The organism is Collinsella sp. wc0529 (assembly GCF_046116875.1).
GTDB lineage: Bacteria > Actinomycetota > Coriobacteriia > Coriobacteriales > Coriobacteriaceae > Collinsella.
Window position 1 is genome coordinate 454,390 of record NZ_JBJXBO010000001.1, and the last position, 24,264, is coordinate 478,653.

At 59.5% G+C, this 24,264-nt stretch carries 22 protein-coding genes; 3 read left to right on the forward strand and 19 right to left on the reverse strand.

The annotated features are described in order from the left end of the window. The first annotated feature begins 61 nt into the window (after positions 1-61). Positions 62-1,174, forward strand: coding sequence for an IS110 family transposase (locus tag ACKUTP_RS01885; protein WP_409063434.1), 1,113 nt, complete (start codon positions 62-64; stop codon positions 1,172-1,174). A gap of 355 nt (positions 1,175-1,529) precedes the next feature. Here ACKUTP_RS01885 and ACKUTP_RS01890 read toward each other — a convergent pair whose 3' ends face one another. The 4 genes from ACKUTP_RS01890 to ACKUTP_RS01905 all read right to left on the reverse strand — a co-directional run bounded on the left by ACKUTP_RS01890 (position 1,530) and on the right by ACKUTP_RS01905 (position 5,769). Beyond that, positions 1,530-1,994, reverse strand: a complete 465-nt coding sequence (locus ACKUTP_RS01890; protein WP_409063435.1) for a PTS sugar transporter subunit IIA — start codon at positions 1,992-1,994, stop codon at positions 1,530-1,532. Between the two features lie 152 nt (positions 1,995-2,146). Next, on the reverse strand, positions 2,147-2,848 hold the full coding sequence (purN, locus tag ACKUTP_RS01895) for a phosphoribosylglycinamide formyltransferase (protein ID WP_055285383.1): 702 nt from the start codon (positions 2,846-2,848) through the stop codon (positions 2,147-2,149). Then, on the reverse strand, positions 2,838-3,941 hold the full coding sequence (gene purM / locus ACKUTP_RS01900; protein WP_409063436.1) for a phosphoribosylformylglycinamidine cyclo-ligase: 1,104 nt from the start codon (positions 3,939-3,941) through the stop codon (positions 2,838-2,840). Before purM ends, purN begins: the two co-directional genes overlap by 11 nt. A gap of 157 nt (positions 3,942-4,098) precedes the next feature. Beyond that, positions 4,099-5,769 (reverse strand): amidophosphoribosyltransferase, encoded by a 1,671-nt coding sequence (locus ACKUTP_RS01905; RefSeq protein WP_409063437.1) that lies wholly within the window; start codon positions 5,767-5,769, stop codon positions 4,099-4,101. A 294-nt stretch (positions 5,770-6,063) separates the two neighbouring features. Between ACKUTP_RS01905 and ACKUTP_RS01910 the strand changes: the two genes are divergently transcribed. Beyond that, positions 6,064-7,293 carry a putative ABC transporter permease gene (locus ACKUTP_RS01910; protein WP_117848443.1) on the forward strand — a complete coding sequence of 410 codons (1,230 nt, stop codon included), beginning with the start codon at positions 6,064-6,066 and terminating at the stop codon, positions 7,291-7,293. Positions 7,294-7,370: 77 nt separating this feature from the next. Here ACKUTP_RS01910 and ACKUTP_RS01915 read toward each other — a convergent pair whose 3' ends face one another. The 8 genes from ACKUTP_RS01915 to ACKUTP_RS01950 form a co-directional block, all read right to left on the reverse strand. Next, on the reverse strand, positions 7,371-8,276 hold the full coding sequence (locus tag ACKUTP_RS01915) for an IS3 family transposase (RefSeq protein ID WP_409063871.1): 906 nt from the start codon (positions 8,274-8,276) through the stop codon (positions 7,371-7,373). Beyond that, a complete protein-coding gene (locus ACKUTP_RS01920; RefSeq protein ID WP_195503260.1) occupies positions 8,243-8,734 on the reverse strand; it encodes a helix-turn-helix domain-containing protein in 492 nt (163 codons plus the stop codon). The genes ACKUTP_RS01915 and ACKUTP_RS01920 overlap by 34 nt, the downstream gene beginning before the upstream one ends. A gap of 101 nt (positions 8,735-8,835) precedes the next feature. After that, the gene (locus ACKUTP_RS01925) at positions 8,836-9,252 is read right to left on the reverse strand and encodes a molybdenum cofactor biosynthesis protein MoaE (RefSeq protein ID WP_409063438.1); all 417 of its coding nucleotides are present in this window, start codon (positions 9,250-9,252) and stop codon (positions 8,836-8,838) included. 66 nt (positions 9,253-9,318) lie between these two features. After that, a complete protein-coding gene (locus tag ACKUTP_RS01930) occupies positions 9,319-10,317 on the reverse strand; it encodes a sortase domain-bontaining protein (protein WP_409063439.1) in 999 nt (332 codons plus the stop codon). A gap of 35 nt (positions 10,318-10,352) precedes the next feature. After that, on the reverse strand, positions 10,353-10,817 hold the full coding sequence (purE, locus tag ACKUTP_RS01935; protein WP_006235810.1) for a 5-(carboxyamino)imidazole ribonucleotide mutase: 465 nt from the start codon (positions 10,815-10,817) through the stop codon (positions 10,353-10,355). A gap of 336 nt (positions 10,818-11,153) precedes the next feature. Further along, positions 11,154-11,504, reverse strand: a complete 351-nt coding sequence (locus ACKUTP_RS01940) for a type II toxin-antitoxin system RelE/ParE family toxin (RefSeq protein ID WP_006235811.1) — start codon at positions 11,502-11,504, stop codon at positions 11,154-11,156. Next, a complete protein-coding gene (locus ACKUTP_RS01945; RefSeq protein WP_055287606.1) occupies positions 11,501-11,821 on the reverse strand; it encodes a type II toxin-antitoxin system prevent-host-death family antitoxin in 321 nt (106 codons plus the stop codon). The genes ACKUTP_RS01940 and ACKUTP_RS01945 overlap by 4 nt, the downstream gene beginning before the upstream one ends. 332 nt (positions 11,822-12,153) lie before the next feature. Continuing rightward, on the reverse strand, positions 12,154-13,221 hold the full coding sequence (locus ACKUTP_RS01950) for an alpha/beta hydrolase (protein WP_055287608.1): 1,068 nt from the start codon (positions 13,219-13,221) through the stop codon (positions 12,154-12,156). 124 nt (positions 13,222-13,345) lie between these two features. Between ACKUTP_RS01950 and ACKUTP_RS01955 the strand changes: the two genes are divergently transcribed. Continuing rightward, on the forward strand, positions 13,346-14,101 hold the full coding sequence (locus ACKUTP_RS01955; RefSeq protein ID WP_055287610.1) for a GntR family transcriptional regulator: 756 nt from the start codon (positions 13,346-13,348) through the stop codon (positions 14,099-14,101). On the opposite strand, the gene ACKUTP_RS01960 is transcribed toward ACKUTP_RS01955, so the two are convergent. From ACKUTP_RS01960 to ACKUTP_RS01990, 7 genes are all read right to left on the reverse strand, one after another. Further along, positions 14,098-14,958, reverse strand: a complete 861-nt coding sequence (locus tag ACKUTP_RS01960) for a PTS system mannose/fructose/sorbose family transporter subunit IID (protein WP_006235816.1) — start codon at positions 14,956-14,958, stop codon at positions 14,098-14,100. The two genes, ACKUTP_RS01955 and ACKUTP_RS01960, sit on opposite strands and share 4 nt — an antisense overlap. Continuing rightward, positions 14,942-15,718 (reverse strand): PTS sugar transporter subunit IIC, encoded by a 777-nt coding sequence (locus ACKUTP_RS01965; RefSeq protein ID WP_006235817.1) that lies wholly within the window; start codon positions 15,716-15,718, stop codon positions 14,942-14,944. Before ACKUTP_RS01965 ends, ACKUTP_RS01960 begins: the two co-directional genes overlap by 17 nt. Before the next feature lie 14 nt (positions 15,719-15,732). Continuing rightward, complete coding sequence (locus ACKUTP_RS01970) at positions 15,733-16,209, reverse strand: PTS sugar transporter subunit IIB (protein ID WP_006235818.1); 477 nt, start codon at positions 16,207-16,209, stop codon at positions 15,733-15,735. Positions 16,210-16,477: 268 nt separating this feature from the next. Beyond that, positions 16,478-19,792: a carbamoyl-phosphate synthase large subunit gene (gene carB, locus ACKUTP_RS01975; protein WP_409063440.1), complete on the reverse strand. Its 3,315-nt coding sequence runs from the start codon at positions 19,790-19,792 to the stop codon at positions 16,478-16,480. Between the two features lies 1 nt (position 19,793). After that, the gene (gene carA, locus ACKUTP_RS01980; RefSeq protein WP_238023200.1) at positions 19,794-21,233 is read right to left on the reverse strand and encodes a glutamine-hydrolyzing carbamoyl-phosphate synthase small subunit; all 1,440 of its coding nucleotides are present in this window, start codon (positions 21,231-21,233) and stop codon (positions 19,794-19,796) included. 210 nt (positions 21,234-21,443) lie between these two features. Then, entirely contained in the window at positions 21,444-22,406 is a 963-nt protein-coding gene (locus ACKUTP_RS01985) for a hypothetical protein (RefSeq protein ID WP_035136527.1), read from the reverse strand. 19 nt (positions 22,407-22,425) lie between these two features. Beyond that, a complete protein-coding gene (locus ACKUTP_RS01990; RefSeq protein WP_409063441.1) occupies positions 22,426-24,198 on the reverse strand; it encodes an ABC transporter ATP-binding protein in 1,773 nt (590 codons plus the stop codon). Positions 24,199-24,264: the final 66 nt, after the last annotated feature.

The following is a 24,264-nucleotide window of genomic DNA, read 5'->3' on the forward strand; positions in this document are numbered from 1 at the left end:
GACAATGGTGAGTGTCTAATTCAGCCGCGGCGGCCACGCCGCATTCATGGAAGGGGCTCCCATGCTCGATACTACCACCTTCGTCGGCCTCGACGTCCACGCCCGCTCGATAAAGGCAGTCTCCCTCGACGTCATGACCGGGGAGGTGCGCTGCGCGACCTTCGGCTACGACGCCGGGGCAGTCGCGGAGTGGGTGCGGTCCGTGGACCCAAAGGCCAGGTGCGTGTACGAATCCGGGGTCACGGGGTTCGACCTGCAGAAGAGGCTCTCCGGCCTCGGGGTCGACTGCGTGGTCGGCGCCGTCTCGAAGATGATCAAGCCCAGCGCGGACAGGCGCAGGAAGAACGACCGCAACGACGCCGAGTTCCTCGCCCGCATGCTGTCGGTCGGCAACGTCGTCGAGGTGTGGGTCCCCGACGACGAGTGCGAGGCCGCCCGCGACCTGACCAGGGCGCTCGAGGACGCGAGGGACGACCTCTCGCGCGCGAAGCAGCGGCTCTCCAAGTTCCTGCTCAGGCACGGGCTCGCCTTCGACGAGAGGACGCCCACCGGCCGCAGGAAGGGCAACTGGACCCGGGCGCACTGGTCCTGGATCGAGTCGATTAGGTTCGCGGAGGGGGCCGACAACGACGTGCTCGCCTACTACGTCGACGCGGTCAGGCGGGCGGCGGAGGAGAAGGCGCGGCTCGAGGGGCTCGTCGAGGCCGAGGCCCGCAAGCCCAGGTGGAGGAGGAGGGTCGACTCCCTGCGCTGCCTCAAGGGCGTCGACACCGCGTCCGCCGCCGACCTCGTGTTCGAGGCCGGCGAGTTCTCGAGGTTCAGGAACGCCCGGTCGTTCGCCGCATGGGTCGGCCTGACGCCCTCCGAGCACTCCAGCGGGGAGAGCGACCGCAGGGGCGCGATCACCAAGGCAGGCAACAAACACCTGAGGAAGGCGCTGGTCGAGGCCGCGTGGCACTACCTGACGTGCTCGGGGCGGCCGAAGGGCCTCGCCAAGGGCCAGGCCCCGGACCGGGTCGCCCGCAGGCATGCCGCCAAGGGCGTGCGGAGGCTGGTCGAGAGGCGGGAGGCGCTGCTCGCGCGCGGGGTCCACAACAACAAGGCGAACGTGGCCACGGCGCGCGAGCTCGCCTGCTGGGTGTGGGCGGTCGGCCTCATGGCCGAGGAGGCGTAGGGGGGCGGTCCCCCGCACATAAGCCGATCACCCCGGAAGCGGTTCGATCCGAAGCCGTTGAGGCGAACCTCAGGTCCCTTTTCTGCGAGCGCCCAGGGCGCCACACGCGTGCACAGACTGTCGGTTCGACGTAGAAGCCTCAGCCGTAGCAACGGATTGCCCAGCGAGAGATCGCCGCGGGCGGATATTAAACTGCAAAGACGAGCGTCGGGAAGACACGCCGAGGTCGCCGCGGACGGGTTGATATAGGGAGAGGGCCTGACCCCATATCGTTGGGGCCAGGCCCGATTTTGCCTCTTGACAATGTCCTGCTCATATTAAAAGGAACGTCCCCAAGTGCCGACTCAGCCCCACCTTAGAAGTGGCGGCGGATGGCGTCGACCATACCCTGGGGCGTGGTCTGGCCGAGCACGTCGGCTGCGGCATCGGCGTCCATAAAGATGTTCATGAGCGCCTGCAGGGCCTCGACCTGGCCGCCCGGCTCGGCGATGCCCAGATTAATGACGATCTGCGCCGGCACCGGAGCGCCCATGCCAGCCATAGCGTTAAATGTCACGGGCGCGGTGGGCTTCACCACCGCGATATAGGGCTTGGTCACAAACCCCGGATCGGTATGCGGAATGGCAATGTTTGCCGCCGGCATGGCAAGGCCCGTGGGATAGGCATCCTCGCGCGTGAGAACGGCGTCGAGCCAACCGTCGGCAATGTAGCCACGTGGTGCAAGCTTGCCCTCGAGCCGCGCAAACACCTCATCCGGCGTCGCACACTCCCAATCAAAAAACACCAGCTCAGGCGTAAACAGCGCTTCGTTATCCGCCATGCGCTCACCTCTCTCACCTAGCCATCGGGGACGTTCTTAAATGACTAGTCGTTAAAGAACGTCGCAGGTGACTACCCAAAACAAAAGGTGGCCACGCGCGCCTTGGCGCCAATGACCACCCTGACTACTCGGCTAAATTGTACTGTGCGCCGCTAGCCGCGAGGCGCGTCAATTGCGACCTTGCCGCTCTCCAGCACGTGGACGCGGCCGTCGGCGAGCATTTGCACGACCTCGGGATACAGCACGTGCTCAATCGCGTGGATGTGCTCCTCGAGCGTGTCGACATCCCAACCTTCCTCGACAGCCAGCGCGCGCTGGGCGATGATGGGGCCGTTGTCGTAGATCTCGTTGGCAAAGTGCACGGTCACGCCGGTCACCTTGACACCGCGCGCAAAGGCATCGTCAATCGCATGCGCACCGGTAAAGCTCGGCAGCAGTGCCGGATGCAAGTTGACCACGCGGTTGGGAAACGCCGCCAGTAGAGGCGTGTGCACCATGCGCATGTAGCCGGCCATGACCACATACTCGCAGCCGCGCTCGAGAAGCTCGTGCGCGATGATCTCGTCGGCGGCAATAGGGTCGGCATAGACATCCTTGGACAGCGTGAGCGTCTGGATGCCCGCGCGCTCAGCGCGCTGCAAACCCTTAGCCGAAGGACGGCTCGACACCACAAGCTCAATCGAAGCGTTGAGCTTGCCGGCAGCGATCAGATCGATCAGCGCCTGCAGGTTAGTACCCGAACCGCTGATGAGCACACCGATCTTGAGCGGCTCGGCCGTATCGGTGCCGGTCGGACGGGTGTAGGGCACAAAGCCCAGGCCCTCGGCAGCAGCCATCTGCTCGTTAGCGCTCATCGGAGTACACGACCTTACCGGAACCCTCGACGCACTCGCCCACGCGGAACGGCTTCTCGCCCAGCGCGATCAGGGCCTCGGTAACCGCGACCTCGTCCTCGGGGGCGACGATCAGGCACAGGCCAACGCCCATGTTGAAAGTCTTGCATGCCTCATTGGGCGCGAGCTCGGCCTGGCGCGACACGTAGGTGATGACGGGCGGAACGTCCCAGCCCATCTCGGCACCGTTGCGGGTGACCACGGCGTCGACGTCGTCGGCGAGCGCGCGGTTGAGGTTCTCGGTAATACCGCCGCCAGTGATGTGGGCGATGGCGTGCACGTTGGCGCCGCCGCGGAGCAACTCAAGAATCGGCTTGACATAGATGCGCGTGGGGGCCAACAGGGCGTCTGCCAGCGATGCGCCACCGAGCTCCTCGAGCGGACGGCTCAGCTCCTCGGCCTTAGCGGCGGCCTCGGGCGTGCCCGGCTTAATACCGTCGACGCCAATGACCTTACGCACGAGCGAGTAGCCGTTGGAGTGCACGCCGGTGGAAGGCAGGCCCAGGATCACGTCGCCGGGACGGACATTCGCGGGGTCGAGCATCTTGGGACGGTCGACGACGCCCACGGTAAATCCGGCAAGGTCGTAGTCGGCAGGAGCCATGACGCCGGGGTGCTCGGCCATCTCGCCGCCCACGAGCGCGCAGCCCGCGAGCTTGCAGCCGTCGGCCACACCCTTGATGATCTTTGCCATGTGCTCGGCCTCGATGTGGCCGATGGCAACGTAGTCCAGGAAGAACAGCGGCTCGGCACCCGAAGCCAGAATGTCGTTGACGCACATAGCAACCAGGTCCTGGCCCACCGTCTCGTGACGGTCCATGATCTGGGCGAGCACGAGCTTGGTGCCCACGCCGTCGGTACCGCTAATCAGAATCGGGTCTTCCATATCCTTAAGCGCGGCAGCCGAGAACAGGCCACCAAAGCCACCGATGCCGCCGATGACCTCGGGACGGTTGGTGTCCTTAACCATCTGCTTAATAGCGTCAACGGCGCGGCCGCCCTCGGCGGTATCGACGCCGGCATCCTCATACGTCACATGCTTGCTGTCGCTCATCTGAGCCTTCCTCTCCCACTACCGTGGCGCCGCCCGGGCGCCAAACGGTGCTCATAGTTGCGTTCATTTCGGCGCGCGCCATAACAACGCGCGCCGTCATATCAACAAAACAGCAGGTAAAACCTACCAAAATAAACCTGTCCCTTTTTGGCAGGTTTTAGGCCTCGCCGTGTTCCTCTTCCCAGCTGCGATCGTCGTATTTCTCGACCACGGCGTCGTCATCAAAGTGCAGCGGCTTGTCCAGGTTGCGGGGCTTAAAGCCCTCCATGAACTTGTCGCGGCCAAAGCTCTCGGGAATCGCCACGGGGTAGCGGCCGGTAAAGCACGCATCGCAGTAACCGCCCTTGGGCATGACCTTAAGCAGGCCCTCGACCGAAAGGAAGGCCAGCGAATCGGCGCCGATATACTCGCAAATCTCGTCGACCGTCTTGTTGGCGCTGATAAGCTGCGACTGCACGTCGGTATCGATACCGTAGAAGCACGGCCAGATGACCTCGGGCGAGTTGATGCGGATATGAATCTCCTTGGCGCCGGCGTTGCGCAGCATCTTGACGAGCTGCACCATGGTGGTGCCGCGCACGATGGAGTCGTCGATGACGACCAGGCGCTTGCCCTCGATGTTGTCACGCAGCGGGTTGAGTTTCATGCGCACGCCCATGGCGCGCAGCTCCTGCGTGGGCTCGATAAACGTACGGCCCACGTAGCGGTTCTTGATGAGGCCCTCGCCAAAGGGAATACCGCTCTCGTGCGAATACCCCTCCGCGGGCGGCAGGCCGGAGTCGGGCACGCCGATGACCAGGTCGGCCTCGACGGGCTCCTCGTGTGCCAGCTGACGACCCATGTCGTAACGGCAGGCATAGACGCTCTTGCCGTTCATGATGGAGTCGGGGCGGGCAAAGTAGACCTGCTCAAAGATGCAGTTGGCGGGCTCTTCGGCTGCAGGCACGCCCTGCTCGGATACCAGACCCTCGGCGCTGATGCGCAAGATCTCGCCGGGACGGACGTCACGGACGTACTCGGCACCCACGATGTCGAGTGCGCAGGTCTCGGAGGCAACGACCCAGCCGCCGGCGCGGGTGACATGGGTGGTGGCGTCGACCGTCGCGGCGCCGTCCTGCGACGGCAGCTGCGAAACGGATGCGGCATCGGCCTGGTCCAGACCCTCGTCCACCAGCTTGCCCAGCACGAGCGGGCGAATGCCGTGCGGATCGCGGAATGCGTAGAGCGCTTGCTCGTTAATGAGCGTCATGGCGTAGCCGCCGCGCACAAGCTCCATGGTCTTACGAATGCCCTCGCGCAGGTGGCCCGTACGCTGGGTAAAGTAGCCGATAAGCTTGGTCGCGACCTCGGAATCCGAATTGGAGAGGAACGGCACACCCAGCTCGATCAGCTGGCGGCGCAGCTCGTCGGTGTTGACCAGAGTGCCGTTGTGAGCAAGCGCGATAATGACGCTATTGATGGTAGAGAGGTGCGGCTGAGAGGCTTCCCAGCTCTTGGCGCCGGCGGTGCCATAGCGCACATGGCCCACGGCCAGCTGACCGGAGAGCGTCGACAGGTCGGCATTGGAGAACACGCGGTCGAGCAGGCCCAGATCCTTGCGGACCATAACCGTACCGCCGTCACCAACAGCGATTCCCGCCGATTCTTGGCCACGGTGCTGCAGTGCACGCAGGCCAAAGTACGTCAGTCGAGCCACGTCGCGATCGGGCGCCCATACGCCGAAAATGCCACATTCCTCATGCAGCTGGTCGGAGTCCGGATCATACGTCGACATGGTGTTCACCTGTCCCGCGGCACGCTCGGCCGCGCGGATGGTTTCTTGAGACATGGCATCCCCTCAGAGCCTCGTTATTTGGCGTTACCTGCCCTATTATACGCACGGCAAGACAAGCACTCCCGCGCATGAACAGCGCTTTTTAAAAGCCCACCGAGCTTATAATCCGTTTTGCAGCCAAACATTTTATTGGGCAACCGCCTCGGGGCCGACGATCCCGCATACTTCCGTTGCGACGTGTCTCGCCCGCCGTTAGGACTTACATTGTTGCAATTGGGACGTTCGTCCTGTCTTTTGGCAGGTCGGCGGCGTATCCTTGTACCTACAGCAAAACGAGAAAGGTTATGTATGGATCGAAACGAACTCGACCCCAGCGTCCCCAGCGCCACGGAGGTCAAGAAGATCCCCCTCATCATTAAGGTATACGCCGTCCTGTGCATCCTGTCCGGCGTGGGCACGCTCCCGTCGGTCGGCGCCTTTATGTGGCAGGTCATCACCGCACTCATCAACGGCAACGCCGCCGCCAAGCTCGGCGACAACACGCTCGTCGCGGTCGGACTGATTGTCGCCGGCATCATGCTCTCGGCTGCCAGTGCCGTCATCTTGATCATCTTTGGCCTGGACCTCATCAAGAACCAGCGCCGCAATGCCGCCCGTCTGTCCTATATCCTTATCGCGTTTACCGTCGTCGAGCTTTTGGTTGACGTGATGCTCCAGGGCATCGGGCCCTTCTTGCTGCGCCCTGCCATCCAGCTCGGCATCCTCGTCGCGCTTTCGGCCACCGTCGACCCCACACTGCGCCAGGAGCGCGAGCTGCAGCGCCGCCTGCAGGAGATGCTCGACCGCGACGCCGCCGCCGAGGGCATGCTCGGGCGCGATGAAACCGGCGAGGGCTACATCAAGCTCAACTACTTCAACCTGTTCTGGGTATTCTTTGTCTGCTGCGTGCTCGGCCTGGTCCTGGAGGATATCTGGCATATGACCGTCAACGATCCGGGTGTCTACCAGGACCGCGCCGGTATGCTGTTTGGCCCCTTCAGCCCCATCTACGGCTTTGGTGCCGTGCTCATGACCATGGTGCTCAACCGCTTCTATAAAAAGAACCCCATCATCATTTTCCTGGTGAGCGCCCTGCTCGGCGCCAGCTTTGAGGTGTTCGTGGGCTGGTTTATGCAGACCGCGTTTGGCGTGGTCTCGTGGAGCTACTCGCACATAACGCTGTTCGGTATGCCCGACCCGCTCGTGGTCCTCACGGGCGGACGCACCTGCACGGGCTTCGCCTGTCTGTGGGGCCTGGGTGGCCTCATCTGGATCAAGCTGCTGCTGCCGAGGCTGCTCAAGCTCATCAACATGATTCCGTGGAAGAGCCGCTACTCGGCTACCGTCATCTTCACCATCATTATGCTGGTCGATGGCGTTATGACGCTGCAGTCGCTCGATTATTGGTATCAGCGCGTCAACGGCACGGAACCGGATATTCCCGTTGCGCAGTTCTACGGCAAGTACTTCGATAATGACTTTATGGAAAACCGCTTCCAGAGCATGACCATGAGCCCCAAGGATGCGACGCGCGTGTAGCGCCCACCGCGCCCAAAACGCAAAATGCCCGCCGGTATCTGAACTGCGCCCCAAATCTTGGACGCCCTAAATAGCGACTAGGCCGCGAGGGCCTGATTCCGGTACTCCTCCGGGGTCAGGCCCTTCAATCTTACCTGCCTCCGGCTCGTGTTCCAGTGGACTATGTATTCCTCCAGGTCGCGTTTGAAATCCTCGAACGTCTTCCACTCGCGGCCCCTGTAGAACTCGTCCTTGACGTGGCCGAAGAGCTGCTCGGTGGCGGCATTGTCGATGCAGTTCGCCTTCCTGGACATGCTCTGGACGATGCCGGCGGCCTCGAGCCTGGATGTGTACGAGGCGTGCTGGTACTGCCAGCCCCGGCCCGAGTGCATGGTCGGGGCGGCGCCCTCGGGGATCTTGGACAGCAGCTCGTCGAGCATCCTCGCCTGCTGGGCCATGTCGGGCGTGGTCGATATGTCGCTCGCCACGATCTCCTTGGTGCAGAAGTCCAGCGTCGGGGCCCAGTAGGCCTTGCCGCCGGCCACCTTGAACTCGGTGACGTCCGTCCCCAGCTTCCGCCACGGGGCCCCGGCGTCGAAATCCCTCGCGATCACGTTCTCGAACGTCCTGCCGACGACGCCCTTGTACGAGTTGTGCCTGTGGTAGGCCGTCTCGCGTCTGATGCCGCAGCGAATCCCCATCTCGCGCATCATCTTGAGCACGGTCTTGTCGGCTATCACGGCCCCCTCTTCCGCCCTGAGGCACATCGCTATCTGCCGGTGCCCGCAGCCGTTGGCGGTGCGCGAGAAGATCTCGGCGGCCGCCTCCCGGAGCTCGGCGCGCGTGGGCCTCGGCGGGTGCGCGAGGGCGTAGTAGTAGGTCGACCGCTTGAGCTCGGCGCATGCGAGCAGGTGCCCGAGCGCGTGCCCCTCGGCGCGCAGGGCCGCGACCGCTTCGGCCTTCGCCCTGGTCAGAGCCCGTCCCTCTCGACCAGGGCGCGTAATTTTTTTAGGTAGGCCACCTCGGCCTCGAGCCTACGGCACCGCTCCTCGAGCTCCTCCTCGCGGGTCCGCGGCCTCGCCCTGGAACCGCTCGGCCGGCCCTTGGGCCTCGGGCGCAGGGCCTCCGCGCCGCCCCGGCGGTATAGCGCGCACCACTTCTTGAGCGGCGACATCGACATTATGCCGAACGCCGCCATCGCCTCGGTCTTCGTCATGCCGCCGTCGACGACGGCGGAGGCGGCGGCGACCTTCTGCTCGTATGTGTACCTGCCCTGCTTTCCGTCCATGCGCAGCAGCACCTCGCTCCCGAACGCGCGGTATATCTCCTGCCATCTTCTCACGGCTTCCGCGGGAAGCGAAAGGGCAATCGCGGCAGATTTATACCCGTGCCCGAGCTCGAAGAGCCCTATGGCCGCCTTCCTGGCCTCGACATCATGCTTCACCCTCAAATCAACGCGCATAAAGAAAGCCTCCCATTTCTCATGTCCAAGAAATGGGAGGCAGTTCAATCACACGTACCGGCGGGCATTTTTATAAACGAGCCTTCTATCGACGCAAACCTCTACGCCTCGCGCTCAACCTCACTCACACACTCATTTTTGATGGTGCCAACGAGCGCCTGCAGCGCATCGACCACGTGCGGGCGAATGTCCCCGCCAATGAGCACGAGCATGATGTCGTCACCTACGGCAAGCTCGCCGCTTGCCAGCCACACGCGCACATAGCCGATACCCGGCATCGCGCGCGTGGCCTCGATAGCAGCCTGCACCTTGCTGGCGTCGTAGCCGAACACCATGCCGCCCACCTTGTGGCCCGGCGCCACGCCATCGGTCTCGACACCGCGCGCCTCGGCCTTGGGCGTCGCGCGCACCACACCGTTATGCGTCAGATACATCCCACAGCCTGCCGCCGAAGCATCGGCCTTGGCCTCGCGCAGCCAAGCATCAACCGAAGGCATCGTTTTGCCATTCTCTAGCATCATTTCTCCCTTACCGTCGTCGAGTAGCCAATTTGGAACGGGGCTTTTTAGCTACTCTCGAACAACTTATTCCTCGACCGGCGTGAGCACCATGACAGCACGCGTGTTGCTCAGCGATAACGAACGACAGGTCACAAGCGTCATGACCTTGGTTGCCGAAGCGGCACGATCGGTGGCATCGCTCGCCACGGCAGAGGCACCGTCGAGCATCTCGGACAGGTAGTTCTTGAGCCCGTCACCGCCCTCAAAATTGGGCGTGCGCGCCTTGGCATACGTGTCCTCGACAACTTTGGTCGCCAGTGGTCGCAGTTTATAGGTGGCGTCGCGCGTGATGTAATACACGTACTCTATGCTGTCGAACGTCGCCTGATCGGTCGTGTCCGAGACCACATTGAACATCGATCCGTCGTTCATGTGGTGACCATAGATCGTAGTCTGCTGGTCAACCATTCCTGGCGCGGTATCGTCGCTGTCCAAGAAGATCGCACCCGATGCATTGGACGTACCGTCAAACAGCGTGTTGAGGTATTTGGAGTTGTTATTGGTCTGCACCACGGGATAGTTGATGTTGGTTCCCGGCGCGTAAATCCAACCCACAACCTCGGGATTTGTCTGGGCAAGTGCATCGAAGTCGATAATCGGCACGCCGCTGGCGTCCTTATCGCTTACATATTGCTTTTCGATTTTCTGGTACGAATCGCTTGCCTGCTTATAGCCAATCTGAGCATTGATAAAGATGGCAGCGGCGGCAACAATCAGGCCGATGCCGATGATGATGAGCAGAATGGGAATAATGGAGCGGCGCTTTTTGCGCGGCGGCTCGGTGTAATCCGACGGCGCGGCATGCGATGAAGACCGGGGCGGCTTCTTAGCGGTGCTATAAGATGAAGGTCGATATGCGGCCGGCGCGTCCTGCCGACGATGCGTCGCCGGTGTCACGGGGCGCGGCGCGCGTGGCTGCTGAGGAGAGGATGCCCGACCCTGCTGCGCCGCATGGGCAGCATCCGGCTTCGACGGATCGGGAATCTGAGAAGCCTTGAATCGTTTTCCCTGATAGTCGGACATGGCTCTCCTTATACTGCGGTGTAACGGCGGAACGCCTAGGCGTCGGCCATCTCCTGCTTCATTTTCTCGATAACCTTGCGGTATTCGGGGTCGCAAGCGCCCAGAATCTGCGTGGCGTAGATGGCGGCGTTCTTGGCGCCGTTGATGGCAACGCAGGCCACGGGCACGCCCGAAGGCATCTGCACCATCGACAGCAGCGAATCCATACCGCCCAGGTCACTCGTCTTCATAGGCACACCGATAACCGGCAGTGGCGTAAAGGCAGCCACGACACCACCCAGGTGAGCGGCCTTGCCGGCGGCGGCGATGATCACTTTGATACCGCGATCGGCAGCGGTCGAAGCCCACTCGTGGACCTTCGCCGGCGTGCGATGTGCGCTCGCAATGACGAGCTCATAGGGCACACCAAGCGCCTCGAGCTCGGCGGTGCAACCTTCCATAACGCCCAGATCGGACTTGGAGCCCATGATGATCCCGACAACCGGCTTTTGATCTGCCATAAACAAAGACCTCCTGTTGAGAACGGCGACGCGGCGGATCCGCGACCCTTAACTACTGAGAGTAGTATAGCTGCTCCCGTCCCTGCGGTCTTTGTGGCGCTTCGCGGGCGGGCCAGGCTTTATCTTCACTCCGGTTGCTTCGCAAAGTCGTTCAGATAAAGCCTGGCCCGCCCGCGAAGCGCCCTGCGACCTACCGGGGATTGCTATGACGTACGTTGGCTGATGAATTGGAAGGAAAGGTCAACGGAGGCTGAAGGCAATTGGTTCAGCGAAAAACCCTGACGAATCTAATTCGTCAGGGCCCCACCAACGCTCACTCGTCGTTCATCGTTAAAGCTAGATATTCTCTTCCGCCCATTTCTCGAAATCGAGTTCTCGTCTCTGAGCAGTTCGGTAGACTTCCATGTCTTCGCGAGCGCCTACCACTACGATGGCCATCTTTTCTTTAATTCTGATGAGGCGGTACACGATTCGAATGCCACTTCCCCTGAGCTTGATCTTCATAAAGCCAGTCAAATCCGTACCTGCCTTGTTTCCAAGAGGCTTGCCGAATCCACCTTCGTTCTGCGGCAATGGGTTCGTTCTGATTTTTTCTATAGCCTTAAGGACGATCTTTCGTTGGGAGCCGTCCAGACGCTTAATATCCTTGAGAGCATCCGGGTAGAAAGCGACTTCGTACCCACTCATTCAAACTCGACCTCATCCATCTGATCGAGTTCGTCCTGGCTCACACCCAGCTCTTCCATAACATCAGACAGGGAAACAAGCGCATCGTCACTTGCCACAGCCATTCTCTTAAGCGCCAACGTTAACAAGGTGAGGTCCTCCTCCGCTTGCTTCGCTTCCCTATATTCATCGGGTGTAACAATCACAAACGCTGGCTTGTTGTGTTTGAGAACCACAACAGGATTGTCGTCCCCAACCTTCGAAAATGCAGCCGAGCCCTTACCGTGGCTGAAATCGCTAATTGGAACAAGGTTGTCGAGCATCTGCAAAGCAGGCATACATACCTCCTAAAAATGAATTCTTTTTCGAATTCATTTTATCATTCTTTTTTGCTATATTGTACCGCGCAACCGAAACAACCTTTTTAGAATACGAATCCGAGCTTAGAATGACTGTTGGCCCTCGCACCGCCCTTGCCTCTTTTATTACGTCAAGTGGTATACAGCGAAGCAAAATGGCGATCTAAAGTGCGCGGCACTCGCCTCGCATCGCTACAAAAAACAAACTGCCCCCCACCCACTCGGGCAAGGAGCAAGCCTCATTTTTAATCAGACTGAGAACCACGAATGCAGAAACACAGGCGACTTCAGTCCCTTATCGCCGAGAGACGTTATTGTGCAGCCATTTCTTTAAGCTTCTCAGCCATCAACAAACACACGTCTTCCGATTGCGGGTACACGCCAAAATGATCGAAGAAACCATGGTCACATCCGGCATATTCGATGACCTCGACATCGATTCCTGAAGACCGTAATTTTGTAGCCCATTTTTCATCGGGGATACGAAGCGGATCGTATTCGGATGTCACGATAGTCACCGGGGGGAAATCAGTGCAGTCCTCAAGCATTAGCGCAGAAATCAACGGGTCATGAGGAGACATTTTTCCGTGTGCACAAAGTTCGACCATCGGGCCGTCCGAATCGCGAAGATGGTCGATGCGAAAACGCGCAACGTCCTCTTGATCGGCTATCGCAGGAAAATCCTCATATCCCTCGCCCTGTTCGCCCGCAAGGTCGACTTCAGGATAGATTTCGAAGGCATGGGCTACAGCTCCAGCACCCCTGAGCTGAACACACGCATTAGTAAGGCTTCCTCCTGCGGAGTCGCCGGCGACCATTATTTTATGAGGATTGATTCCGAGATCCCCGGCATGCTCGCACACATAATCAAGAGCAAGAACGCAATCCTCGATCTGCCCGGGAAATGCCGTCTCCGGCGCCAAGCGGTATTCTGGATAAACCACCACTGCACCAGACTTTTCGGCGATGAACTCGAGCTGATGTTCAAATTGCAGAACATTCCCCGCCATAAACGCGCCGCCATGCAGGTAAACAAGCGCTGGACTTGCCTTCTTATGATTTGGTGGCGTCCAGACGAATAAATCTATATAGCGATCGGCCGCCTCCATGAGGATCTCATCGCGCTGAACCTCACCATCGAGTAGGCGGTATGTCGGCTTATCCGGGCGATGGCGCATTCCAATAAGGCTCGTCCAGCTCGGAGACATGCTAACATTCCGCATCTTCTTGCGAGATACCTCGAGAATTCGTGGGTCAAGCACATGCTCTCTTTCATCATCAGGAACCGGACGAATTTGAACCTCGAGCCCCCTCTTCTCGGTTATAAACGAGCGACCGGAGATGGCGCCAATCAACGCCTCGTCGTATTGTCTGCCCATCTTAAATCCCCTCTCGGCGATAACGCCAAATCGATATTTCCATAACTTTTGAGATAACGGCTTATGATGTCCTCAGTTGTCGTATATCTATGTACTAAAGAAACTGAAGACCAAGGGGTCCACCATGCCTGCAGCAAAAGACGAGCTCACTCAGCCAGAGCTTCTCTATCAGACCGTTGAAAACGATATCCTCAAGAAAATAGTTTCTGGCGAACTCCCCGGCGGCAGTCAGATTCCCACCGAAACCGAGCTTTGCAAGCAATACAAAGTAAGCAGGATCACCGTAAGACGCGCCGTACAGAATCTCATTGACCAAAACTTGCTCTACCGCCTGCGAGGCAAGGGAACATTCGTAAACCCATCGAAGCTCACCCTGAAACGAGGAACAAGCACCATTTTCAATTTGAGCTCCGACCCCCAATACGGCGATAAAACAACCAAGTCCATCTTGGAAACAGGCTTGATCAAGGCTGATGCCCACATTGCACGGGAGCTCAAAATTGACAACGGAACCGTAGTGCAACGAGTTGCGCGCTTGGTTTATATCGAAAATGCCCCCTGCGCCATCGACACCGTTTATGCAACGCAGGGCACTCTGCCCGGACTACTGGAGCTTCTCACAGACAATGCCAGTCTTTTCGACCTGATCGCCAACCATTACAGCATCGCAACCGGTATTGAGAAGCTCAAAATCACCGCAGGAATAGCGGGGCTCCAAGAAGCAAACCTTCTCGGTTATATCGTTGGAGCCCCCGTGAGCGTTGTCGAGCACGTCACATATGCCTGCGATGAAATGCCGCTCCACTATTCAAAAACCGTTTGGCGAGCAGACGCATCGTCCTTCGAGTTCAGCATCTCAAAAGATGGACGCCTTCTCTAGCCCAAAATCCCCAGGACGCCGAGCACAATACCCGCAGCGAGAATGCCCACAATCTGCCAAATAATTTTGACCTGTTTCTTATTGCAAAGACACATGATCCCGAACGCGCAGAGCGGCAAAAGAGCCGGGAATATCCCATCGAGCGTTTCCTGCAACTTAAACGCGGTGTCGCCGAAGTTAAGAGCGAGCGGAGTGGTAACTGCAACGGTGGTCGCCACCATTCCACCAACTACCATTAGTCCCACAATCGCCAGGCCGGACGTAACTTTGTGCATTACATCAGAATCGTTCAGCTTCGAAATCATGCCACTGCCAAGCGAATAACCATACTGAAGCCCAAACCAGCGGATCAGGATCGTTGGGACATTATAAAGAAGCAGGAACAGGATTGGGCCGAGCAGACTGCCCGAAAGGCAAAGTCCTGTCACAACGCCCGTCGCAATCATGCGAAGCGTACTGGCAATCAGTGAATCTCCAATACCGGAAAGCGGAGCCATAAGCGATGCTTTCATGGCGTTAATTGAGGCGGTGTCAAAGTCCTGATTGTTGGCGTTCTCCTCCTCCATGGAGGCCACAATGCCGGCGACCAGAGGATTAAACGTAACTTGAATATTGTAGAACTCAAGATGACGCTTATATGCCTCGATCCGGTCTTCAGGCTTATCGTATAACCGCTTGATTACCGGAATCATGTCGTAGCAGAAACCAACGTTCATTTGTCGGTCAAAGCTCCACATGATGTTGAGTGGAAAGCTACGCCAAAATAACGCCTTTAAGTCTTTCTTGGTTATTCTCTTATCGGTCGATTTATTTGACTCCGGCGAGAGCTCAAGAACATCATTAGAATTCGTTGTCATCGTCAACCTCCTTAGCGACCGCCGCACTGGCAGGCATAAAAATGTGAGCCATATTGAGAATCCCAATCAGGATCAGCGAAAACGCCACGATACCGATCGTCGGAATGTTTAGATAGGCACTCAGCAAGAAGCCTCCAAAGAATAGGAAGCTCAGCTCCTTGGTGGACAGGATTGACATAAGCTGCGCAAATCCAAGCGCGGGCAGAATACCCGTTGCGATCGTAAGCCCATTCGTAAGCCAATCAGGAATGGCGTCAATCAGTGCCTGAACAGCATCATTTCCAACGTAAAAAGCCACGCCGCAAATCAAGCCAAGCGCAATGATGTAGAGAATTCCATTGGTCCACATAGCGGCTGCAATCGTTTTGGGGTCGTCTTTTTCGGCGCCACGATCAGCCCAGACAGCCATAGGAGGCGTAACAACGCTATACATAAGGCTGTCAAACATGCCGGCAAGCACCGCAGTGGGCATAGCAATAGTCAGAGCGGTCTCGGGACCCGCACCCATAGTAATCGCAAAGGCTGTTCCCAAAACTGAACCAACAATTACGTTGGGCGGCACGGCAGCACCAACCTGCCAGACCCCCATGAACGCGAGTTCGAGCTGGAAACCAACAATAACGCCAGTCGGAATATCACCCAAAAAAATACCGACAATCGCTCCGAGGACAATCGGCCGCTCGACCATCGCAGTACCGAGTAAATAATCCGATTGACCTATCGCAGCGGCAAGACCAACCAGAAAAGCTTGAAGCAGCATATTTCTCCCTCTTCCTACAAATCAAAACTTGTTACGATGCGTTTTTTCTCGCTAGCAACCTGCCTTACCTCGAACTCGATTCCATCAGCCATGGCTTTCTTAATTTCATTAATATCGGATTGGGAAAGGCGCACAGCAGGGCCAAGCTCCTTTACGCTATCCCCCAACGGTCGAGCGCCGCCTAAATTCACAGACGTTATTTTTGGACACGCACGCGCAACTTCACAGGCGTCATGTACATTTCCCGCAACAACAATTAGCTCGTATTTATCCACCGCGCTTCCGTTAAGGGCCACGATGGAATCTTCTACACTTTTGACAACCAATTTGGCATCAGCGGGTTTTGCAATTCGCAGCGCTTGAATTCGCTCTTTGCTTGCGGCGTACTCATCTGAAACCACAAGAATAGCGTTTGCTTCAAGCGTTGGATACCAAGAGAACACGGTCTGCCCATGCACTAACCGGCTATCGACGCGACACAGTTTAATCATTTTGCCCCTTTCTCGACTTGAACACAGACAATCATCCTTGACTGCTAATGGCATATTACGTCATATGACGTAATATGCCATTACATAATATCTTGAACGGTTGAATATCACCGCTAAATGGTATTTATCTCTAAAAACAGGAGGTGCAATCCGTCTAGACACAGTGCGTCGGGGCAAGAGGGGCCGAGTTTCCTCCTGAGCGACTCTGCTTGCAGCCGGAGCGAAAGGGGGAAATCTCGGCCCCTCCCGCCCCGGCCGGCCAGGTCAACTACACCGTGTACTGCGGCAGGTCCTGCAGGGCGATGACGTCCATGCCCATGTCGTTGGCACTGCCGTGGCCCTGCTGGTCCTCGCGCACGGCCTCGATAGCACTCACGTACGTGTTGGCGGCAGACATCGCGGTCACGCAGGTCACGCCGCGGCGCACCGCCTCGGTACGCAACAGATAGCCGTCGCCACGCGAGCCCGGGCCGTATGGCGTATTGATGATTACCGCAATCTTGCCATCGGCGATCAGGTCACCGATATTGGGACGCTCGCCGTCGTGCGGGCCGCTAATCTTTTCCACGACCTCGCACGTCACGTTGCCGCCACGCAGCACGCGCGCCGTACCCTCGGTGGAGCAGATATCAAAGCCCAGGTAGCGAAGGATACGCGCGACCGAAAGGATGTGGCGCTTGTCGCGATCGCACACGCTAATGAACACCTTGCCGGCGCTCGGGTCGGGCAGCTTGTAGTCGATCGCCAGCTGCGTCTTGGCGTATGCCTCGGGATAGCTCTTGGCGATACCCATGACCTCGCCCGTCGACTTCATCTCGGGACCCAGGATAACGTCGGCGCCCGGGAAACGACCCCAGGGCATAACGGCTTCCTTCATGCAGAACCAATCGAGCTGACGCTCGTCGCTCGGCAGGCCCAGGCTGGCGATGGAATCGCCCGCCATGATACGCGCCGCACACTTGGCCAGCGGCACGCCGGTGGCCTTGGAGATAAACGGCACGGTGCGGCTGGCACGCGGGTTGGCCTCGATCACGTAAACGGTCTCGCCCTTGATGGCGTACTGCACGTTAACCAGGCCGCGTACGCCCAGCGCCATCGCGATGCGGCGCGTGGTCTCGCGGAGCTTCGCCTGCAGGCTCTCGCTAAAGCTGAACGGCGGAATGCAGGTCGCAGAGTCGCCGGAGTGAATACCGGCCTCCTCGATATGCTCCAGAATGCCGCCGATGTAGACCTCTTCGCCATCGCACAGGGCGTCGACATCGGACTCGATCGCACCCTCCAGGAAGCGATCGAGGTACACCGGGTAGTCGGGGCTAATGCGCGCGGCCTCGGCCATGTAATCGCGCAGATGCTCGGCATCGTAGGCGATCATCATGCCGCGGCCGCCCAGCACGTAGCTCGGACGCACCAGCAGTGGGTAGCCGATGTGCGCGGCCACGGCCTCGGCCTCCTCAAACGAGGTGGCCTGGCCCGCCGGCGGGTACATGATACCCAGCTTGTCGAGCAGAGCGGCGAAGCGCTCGCGGTCCTCGGCAAAGTCGATGGCATCGGGCTTGGTGCCCATGATGTTCACGCCGCTCTCCTCGAGCATGCGCGCCAGCTTAAGCGGGGTCTGGCCGCCGAGCGTCACCACGACGCCATCGGGGCGCTCAACGTCGATAACGTCCATGACGTCCTCGTAGGTGAGCGGCTCAAAGTACAGACGGTCGGACGTGTCATAGTCGGTCGAGACGGTCTCGGGATTGCAGTTGACCATGATGGTCTCAAAGCCGCGGGCCGCCAGCGCGTAGCTCGCGTGCACACAGCAGTAATCGAACTCGATACCCTGGCCAATGCGGTTGGGGCCGGCGCCCAGGATCATCGCCTTGGGCTTGTCCGCCGGCGTGGTCTCGTCGGGAGCCACGCACTTCTTGGCATCCGGGCTCGTGCGGTAGATGTTCTCGTACGTCTTGTAGTGGTACTCCGTGGCGCTCGAGAACTCCGCAGCGCAGGTATCAACCGTCTTCATGCTGGGAACCACGCCCAGGCCCTTGCGATAGGCGCGCACAAAGCGCTCGTCCGAGCCGGTCAGCGCGGCAATCTCGGCGTCGCTCGTGCCGTACTGCTTGAGCAGGCGCATCGCGTCGGCGTCGATATCCTCCACACGCAGGCCGCGGATGCTCTCCTGAACCTGCACCATGTCGTTGATGCGGTTGAGGTACCACGGGTCGATGCCGCAGGTGGCATGGATGCGAGCGATGTCCCAGCCACGGCGCAGGGCCTCGACCACAAAGAAGATGCGGTGCTCGGTCGGGGTTGCCACAGCCTGAGCAAGCTCATCGTCGCTCAGCTTATCGGCACCCTCTTTGCCACCGGCGCAAATGCCCTGGTGGCCATCCTCCAGCGAACGCATGGCCTTGCCAAAGGCCTCCTCAAAGGTGCGGCCGATCGCCATGATCTCGCCCACGGCCTTCATGCGCGTGGTGAGCGTGGGATCGGTACCCTTGAACTTCTCGAAGGCAAAGCGCGGCACCTTGACCACGCAGTAGTCAATCGTGGGCTCAAAGCAGGCAGGCGTTGCCTTGGTAATGTCGTTGACGATCTCGTCGAGCGTGTAGCCCACGGCAAGGCGCGCGGCGGCCTTGGCGATGGGGAAACCCGTGGCCTTGGAGGCCAGCGCGGACGAACGGCTCACGCGCGGGTTCATCTCGATGACGATCAGGCGGCCGGTGTTGGGGTTCACGGCAAACTGCACGTTGGAGCCGCCGGTCTCGACGCCGATCTTCTCCAAGATGGCGAGCGAGGCGACACGCATGCGCTGATACTCAAGGTCGGAGAGCGTCTGCGCCGGCGCCACGGTGATGGAGTCGCCGGTATGCACGCCCATGGGGTCGAGGTTCTCGATAGAGCACACGATGATGCCGTTGCCGGCGTGGTCACGCATGACCTCCATCTCGTACTCTTTCCAACCCTCGATGGACTCCTCGACCAGTACCTCATGGGCAGGCGAGAGCTCAAGGCCCTGGCTCACGATGGAGACGAGCTCCTCGTGGGTATGAGCGATGCCGCCACCGGCGCCGCCGAGGGTAAAGCTCGGGCGCAGTACGCAGGGATAGCCCACACGCTCGGCGATGGCCTCGGCGTCGGCCACGCTGTAGGCATAGCCCGAGCGCGCGACCTCCAGGCCAATCTCGGCCATGGCCTCGTTAAAGAGTTTGCGGTCCTCGCCGCGCTCGATGGCGGCCAGGTCGCAACCGATCATCTCGACGCCGTACTTGTCCAGCGTGCCGTCTTTCGCCAGCTCGACGGCGGCGTTCAAACCGGTCTGGCCGCCCAGCGTGGGCAGTAGCGCGTCCGGGCGCTCTTTCTTGATTACGCGCTCGATAAACTCGGCGGTGATGGGCTCAACATAGGTGCGATCGGCCAAGCCCGGGTCGGTCATGATGGTCGCCGGGTTGGAGTTGACCAGGATGACCTCAAAGCCATCCTCCTTGAGCACCTTGCAGGCCTGGGCGCCGGAGTAATCGAACTCGCAGGCCTGGCCAATGACAATGGGGCCCGAACCGATAACGAGGATACGCTTGATGTCAGTACGTTTCGGCATGTTAGTTCTCCTCGGTCTCGGTCGCGGCGGTCTCAGCAAAGTTCCAGCCAGCCAGGCGGTCCTTCGCGGTATCGATGTTCAGGTAGTTCTCCTCGCCGTCCATGAGTCGCGTAAAGGCGGTAAAGAGATAGTGGGCATCGGTGGGGCCAGGCGAAGCCTCGGGGTGGTACTGGACCGAGAAGCACGGGGCGTCGAGCAGCTGGATGCCCTCGGCGGTGCCGTCGTTGAGGTTCACGTGCGTCAGGCGAATGCGGCCAAAGCGCTCGTTCATCACGACCGGCGCGATTCCGCGGCGCACCCAGACGCGCAGATCTCCATCGGCCGCATGCTCGGTCTCGCCGCCGGAAAGCTCGGGGACAAGCTTGCCCAAGCTGGGGAACAGCAGACCAAAGCCATGGTTTTGCGCGGTAATCTCCACGCGACGGCTTACCAGGTTCATGACCGGCTGGTTGCCACCGCGGTGACCGAACTTAAGCTTTTCCATCTGAGCGCCGCAGGCCAGGTTGATCATCTGGTGACCAAGACAAATACCAAAGACCGGCACCTTGCCGATCAGCTGCTGCACCTGCTCGTAGGTCTCCACCACGGCGTCGGGGTCGCCGGGACCATTGGACAAAAAGACACCGTCGGGATTCATGTCGAGCACCTCACTCGCAGGCGTATCCCACGGCACGACGGTAAGGTCGCAGCCGGCGCGGACCAGACCCTCCAGAATGCCGCGCTTCACACCGCAGTCGTAGGCGACCACTTTGTGACGGGCAGGAGCGGCAGCCGTAAGCGCAAAGTCATGCGTGGCAGGCAGGTCGGCGGCCACAAACTCATGAGGCGCGGGGCAACTTACGGTCTTGACCAGGTTCTCGCCTACCAGCGTGGGCGCTGCGGCCAGACGCTCGGCAAGCTCGTCGACGTCGAAGAACTCGGTTGAGATAATGCCCATCTTGGAACCATTGTCGCGCAGATGGCGCACCAGAGCGCGGGTGTCGACACCCTCGATAGCGACGATGCCGTGAGCGCGCAGGTACTCCGGCACGCTAACGGCCGAGCGCCAGTTAGAAGGCGTGGCGCACATGTCGCGAACGATCATGCCGCGCATGGCCGGAGCGCTCGCAGGGCGCACGGCGTCGCCGGGGAAGGCCGACTGGACGTCGGTCTCGTCGATACCGTAGTTGCCGATCTGCGGATAGGTCATGGTTACGATTTGGCCGGCATAACTCGGGTCGGTCATGACCTCAAAGTAGCCCTCGAGCGAGGTGTTGAAGCAGACTTCGCCGGTCGCGGTGCCCTCGGCGCCGCATGCACGTCCATAAAAAATGGTCCCATCCTCAAGATACAGGATGCAGGGACCGCAGGTGCCCTTGCTGGTTTTGGCCAGCATACGCTGGCAAAGCTCGCTGGGCGCGAAGGTGCGGGCGGTAGCGCCCGCGGTATGGTTGTTCGCCATAATTCTCCTTCCCGGTCTCACAGGACCGGCTTAAAGGTGTGTAGTTAGGCCTCGCGGTATTGTAACCGCAAGCATGCCTCATGGCGTTAATTTCATCGAAATGTTTACGAAATGATAATTATGACTTTCTATGCATAATGATTTTTCTGGGACGGGGATTAAAAAATCATCCCGCGAGGCTTGTGGCTCACGCGGGATGATGACGTCTTATTATTTCTTGTCCTGCTCCAGCAGTTCGGACGGTGTGCGATCGGGCTTGCCGCCGCGGAAAATCTCGCGGCCATGCAGACGATGCTCCAGGTCACGTTCGGCCTTTTCCTCGTCAATCTTGGTCTGGCTCACCACCGGGTCCTCAATCAACGACGACACCGAGTTCACCTGCTTCTGGATGCGCTCGGCGATGGTGTCATCCATACTCACGATGCGCATCTTCCAGTCGATACTCGTGGCGTTGGATGAGCTCTTGGTCCACACGAACGTCAAAATGGCACTCTGGTGGCCGCGCGCGGGGAACATGCCAAAGAAGGAATCGTGCTGAATGTTGCTATCCTCGTCGATATAGGCGTGAACGTTATACACCACGCGGTCGATCTTATCGTTGAGCAACGCGTTGGTCGCAAGCGCCGCGGCCTGAATCTGCCCGTTGGACAGCAGCTCGAGCTCGTTGGCAGACGATGTGTCCAACACCGTCACCTCGACCGTGCCCGTGCGTTCATCGGCTTCATCGACGGTGAAGTCGAGCGGGAACTGCGTAAAGCCGTTGCCCCACTCAAGGCCGCCCTTCAGCGCCGTCGAAACGGTATCGACCGAAACGCTCTCGGACAGGTTGGCGGTGTTCAGACGACGCATCACGCCGTAGCCAATCTGCATGCCCACGATCAGCACCAAAATACCGATGACCACGGCCATCGCGGTCTTCGTAATGGTATGGCTCACCTGCGAGCCCGAAGGATCGTCCTCGGACAGCGGGTCGATATGTTTTGCCTGGCTCGCGCGGTCCTCGCTGCGCAGCTGCGCTAGCGCCGCTTTGTCACCGCGCTTGGCCGCAGCCTCCTTCTCACGCATGCGCTCGGTACGCTTTTTGGCGAGCGTGGGATCCAAGACGCCGGATGCATCGATTTCGGAGAATAACTCCGTCACTTCTTCCGGAGTCAAAGGGTTCTTGTCAGCCATAAACTTCCTGTCATATCAATCAGTCGAGCTCGTGCGCACGCGCACCTTCGAACTGCATTCGATAGTAACGGGCATAGGTGCCGCCACGGGCGAGAAGCTCCTCGTGCGTGCCACGCTCCACAACGCGACCATGCTCAACGGTCGCAATCTCATCGGCATGCTTAATGGTCGAAAGACGGTGGGCGATGACAATCGTGGTGCGGCCGCGTGCCAGCTCTTCGAGTGACTCCTGCACCGCCTCCTCGCTCTCGTTATCCAAAGCACTCGTCGCCTCGTCCAAAATCAGGATCTTGGGGTTCTTGAGAAACACGCGCGCGATGGCAACGCGCTGCTTCTGTCCGCCCGAAAGACGGCTGCCGCGCTCGCCCACCACGGTGTCGTAGCCCTGCGGAAGCGACTCGATAAAGGCATCGATGTTGGCGCGACGGGCGGCCTCGGCGATCTCTTCTGCCGTAGCGCCCGGCTTGCCGTAGGCGATGTTCTCGCCAATCGTACCGTCAAACAGATAGACATCCTGCTGCACCAGGCCGATGGCGCGGCGCAGGCTCTGCTGCGTCACATCGCGCACGTCCTGACCGTCGATGCTAATGGATCCGGTAGCCACGTCATAAAAGCGCGGCAGCAGCGAACAGGTCGTGGACTTGCCGCCACCCGAGGGGCCAACCAACGCGATGGTCTGCCCGGGCTTGATAGACAGGTCCATATGGTCGATAACAGGACGCTCGTCGGCATCGCCCTCGCCCAGCTCAACATCCTCGTAGTTAAAGCACACGTCGTGATACTCCACGGCGCCGGCAGTCACCTGCAGATCCGTAGCGCCCGGCTTGTCCTGGATATCCGGCGCCGTCGAGAGCACCTCGTCCATACGCTTAAAGCCGGCGATAGCCTTCTGATACGTTTCGGCCGAATTGACGAGCGTCTCAAGCGGCGTGCAGAACAGCGAAATATAGAGTGCAAAGGTCGCCATATCGACCGCCTGCAGCTGTCCCTTGGCGACCAGCCAGCCGCCCAGCAGCACCACGATCACATAGAGCACACCCGAGAGCAGGCCATACGTCGCGGTATAGACGCCCATGGCGTGATACATGTTCTCCTTGGACAAAAGGTAGCGGTCGTTAGAGGCACGGAACTTGGCACGCTCGGTCTCCTCGTTGGCAAAGCTCTTGACCACGCGCATGCCCGCCAGAGAATCCTGCAGCTGTGCATTAATGCCGCTGATCTTCTTGCGGTTGTCGCTAAAGACCTCGCGCATGCGCATGTTCTGCCAAAACATGACGACCGCAAACGCCGCCGTCACCACGGCCATGGCAAGCGCCAGCACCGGAGCGATGGTAAAGAGGATCACAAACGAGCCGATAATCTCGATACCGCAGATGATGATCCACTCGGGTACGTGATGCGCCGCCTCGCAGATATCGAACAGGTCGTTGACCACGCGGCTCATCATGTCACCCGAGCTGTTGCGGTCGAAGTACGCAAAGCTAAAGCGCTCATACTGGTCGAACAGGTCCTCGCGCATTTTGGACTCCATGCGCGCGCCCATCACGTGGCCCCAATAGCTCACAAAGTAGCGGCAGGCGCAGCGGACGGCATACATCAGCACCAAGCCCACCGCGATCATGCCGAGCGCCTGCATAATGGCAGCCTGACCCTGAGTAAATAGCCCACCGGTCAAATTACGCAGAATAATAGGAAAAGCAAGGTCAATGGCGGCAAGCACCAGAGCACAAACAGTATCAGCAACAAAAAGCCCCATCTGGGGCTCGTAATACGAAAGAAACCTCTTAAACATGCAGTCCTCGAAGAGAAATAAATAGCGTGATAAATCCGGTTGAGCCGGTCGGGCTGAAAACAAAGC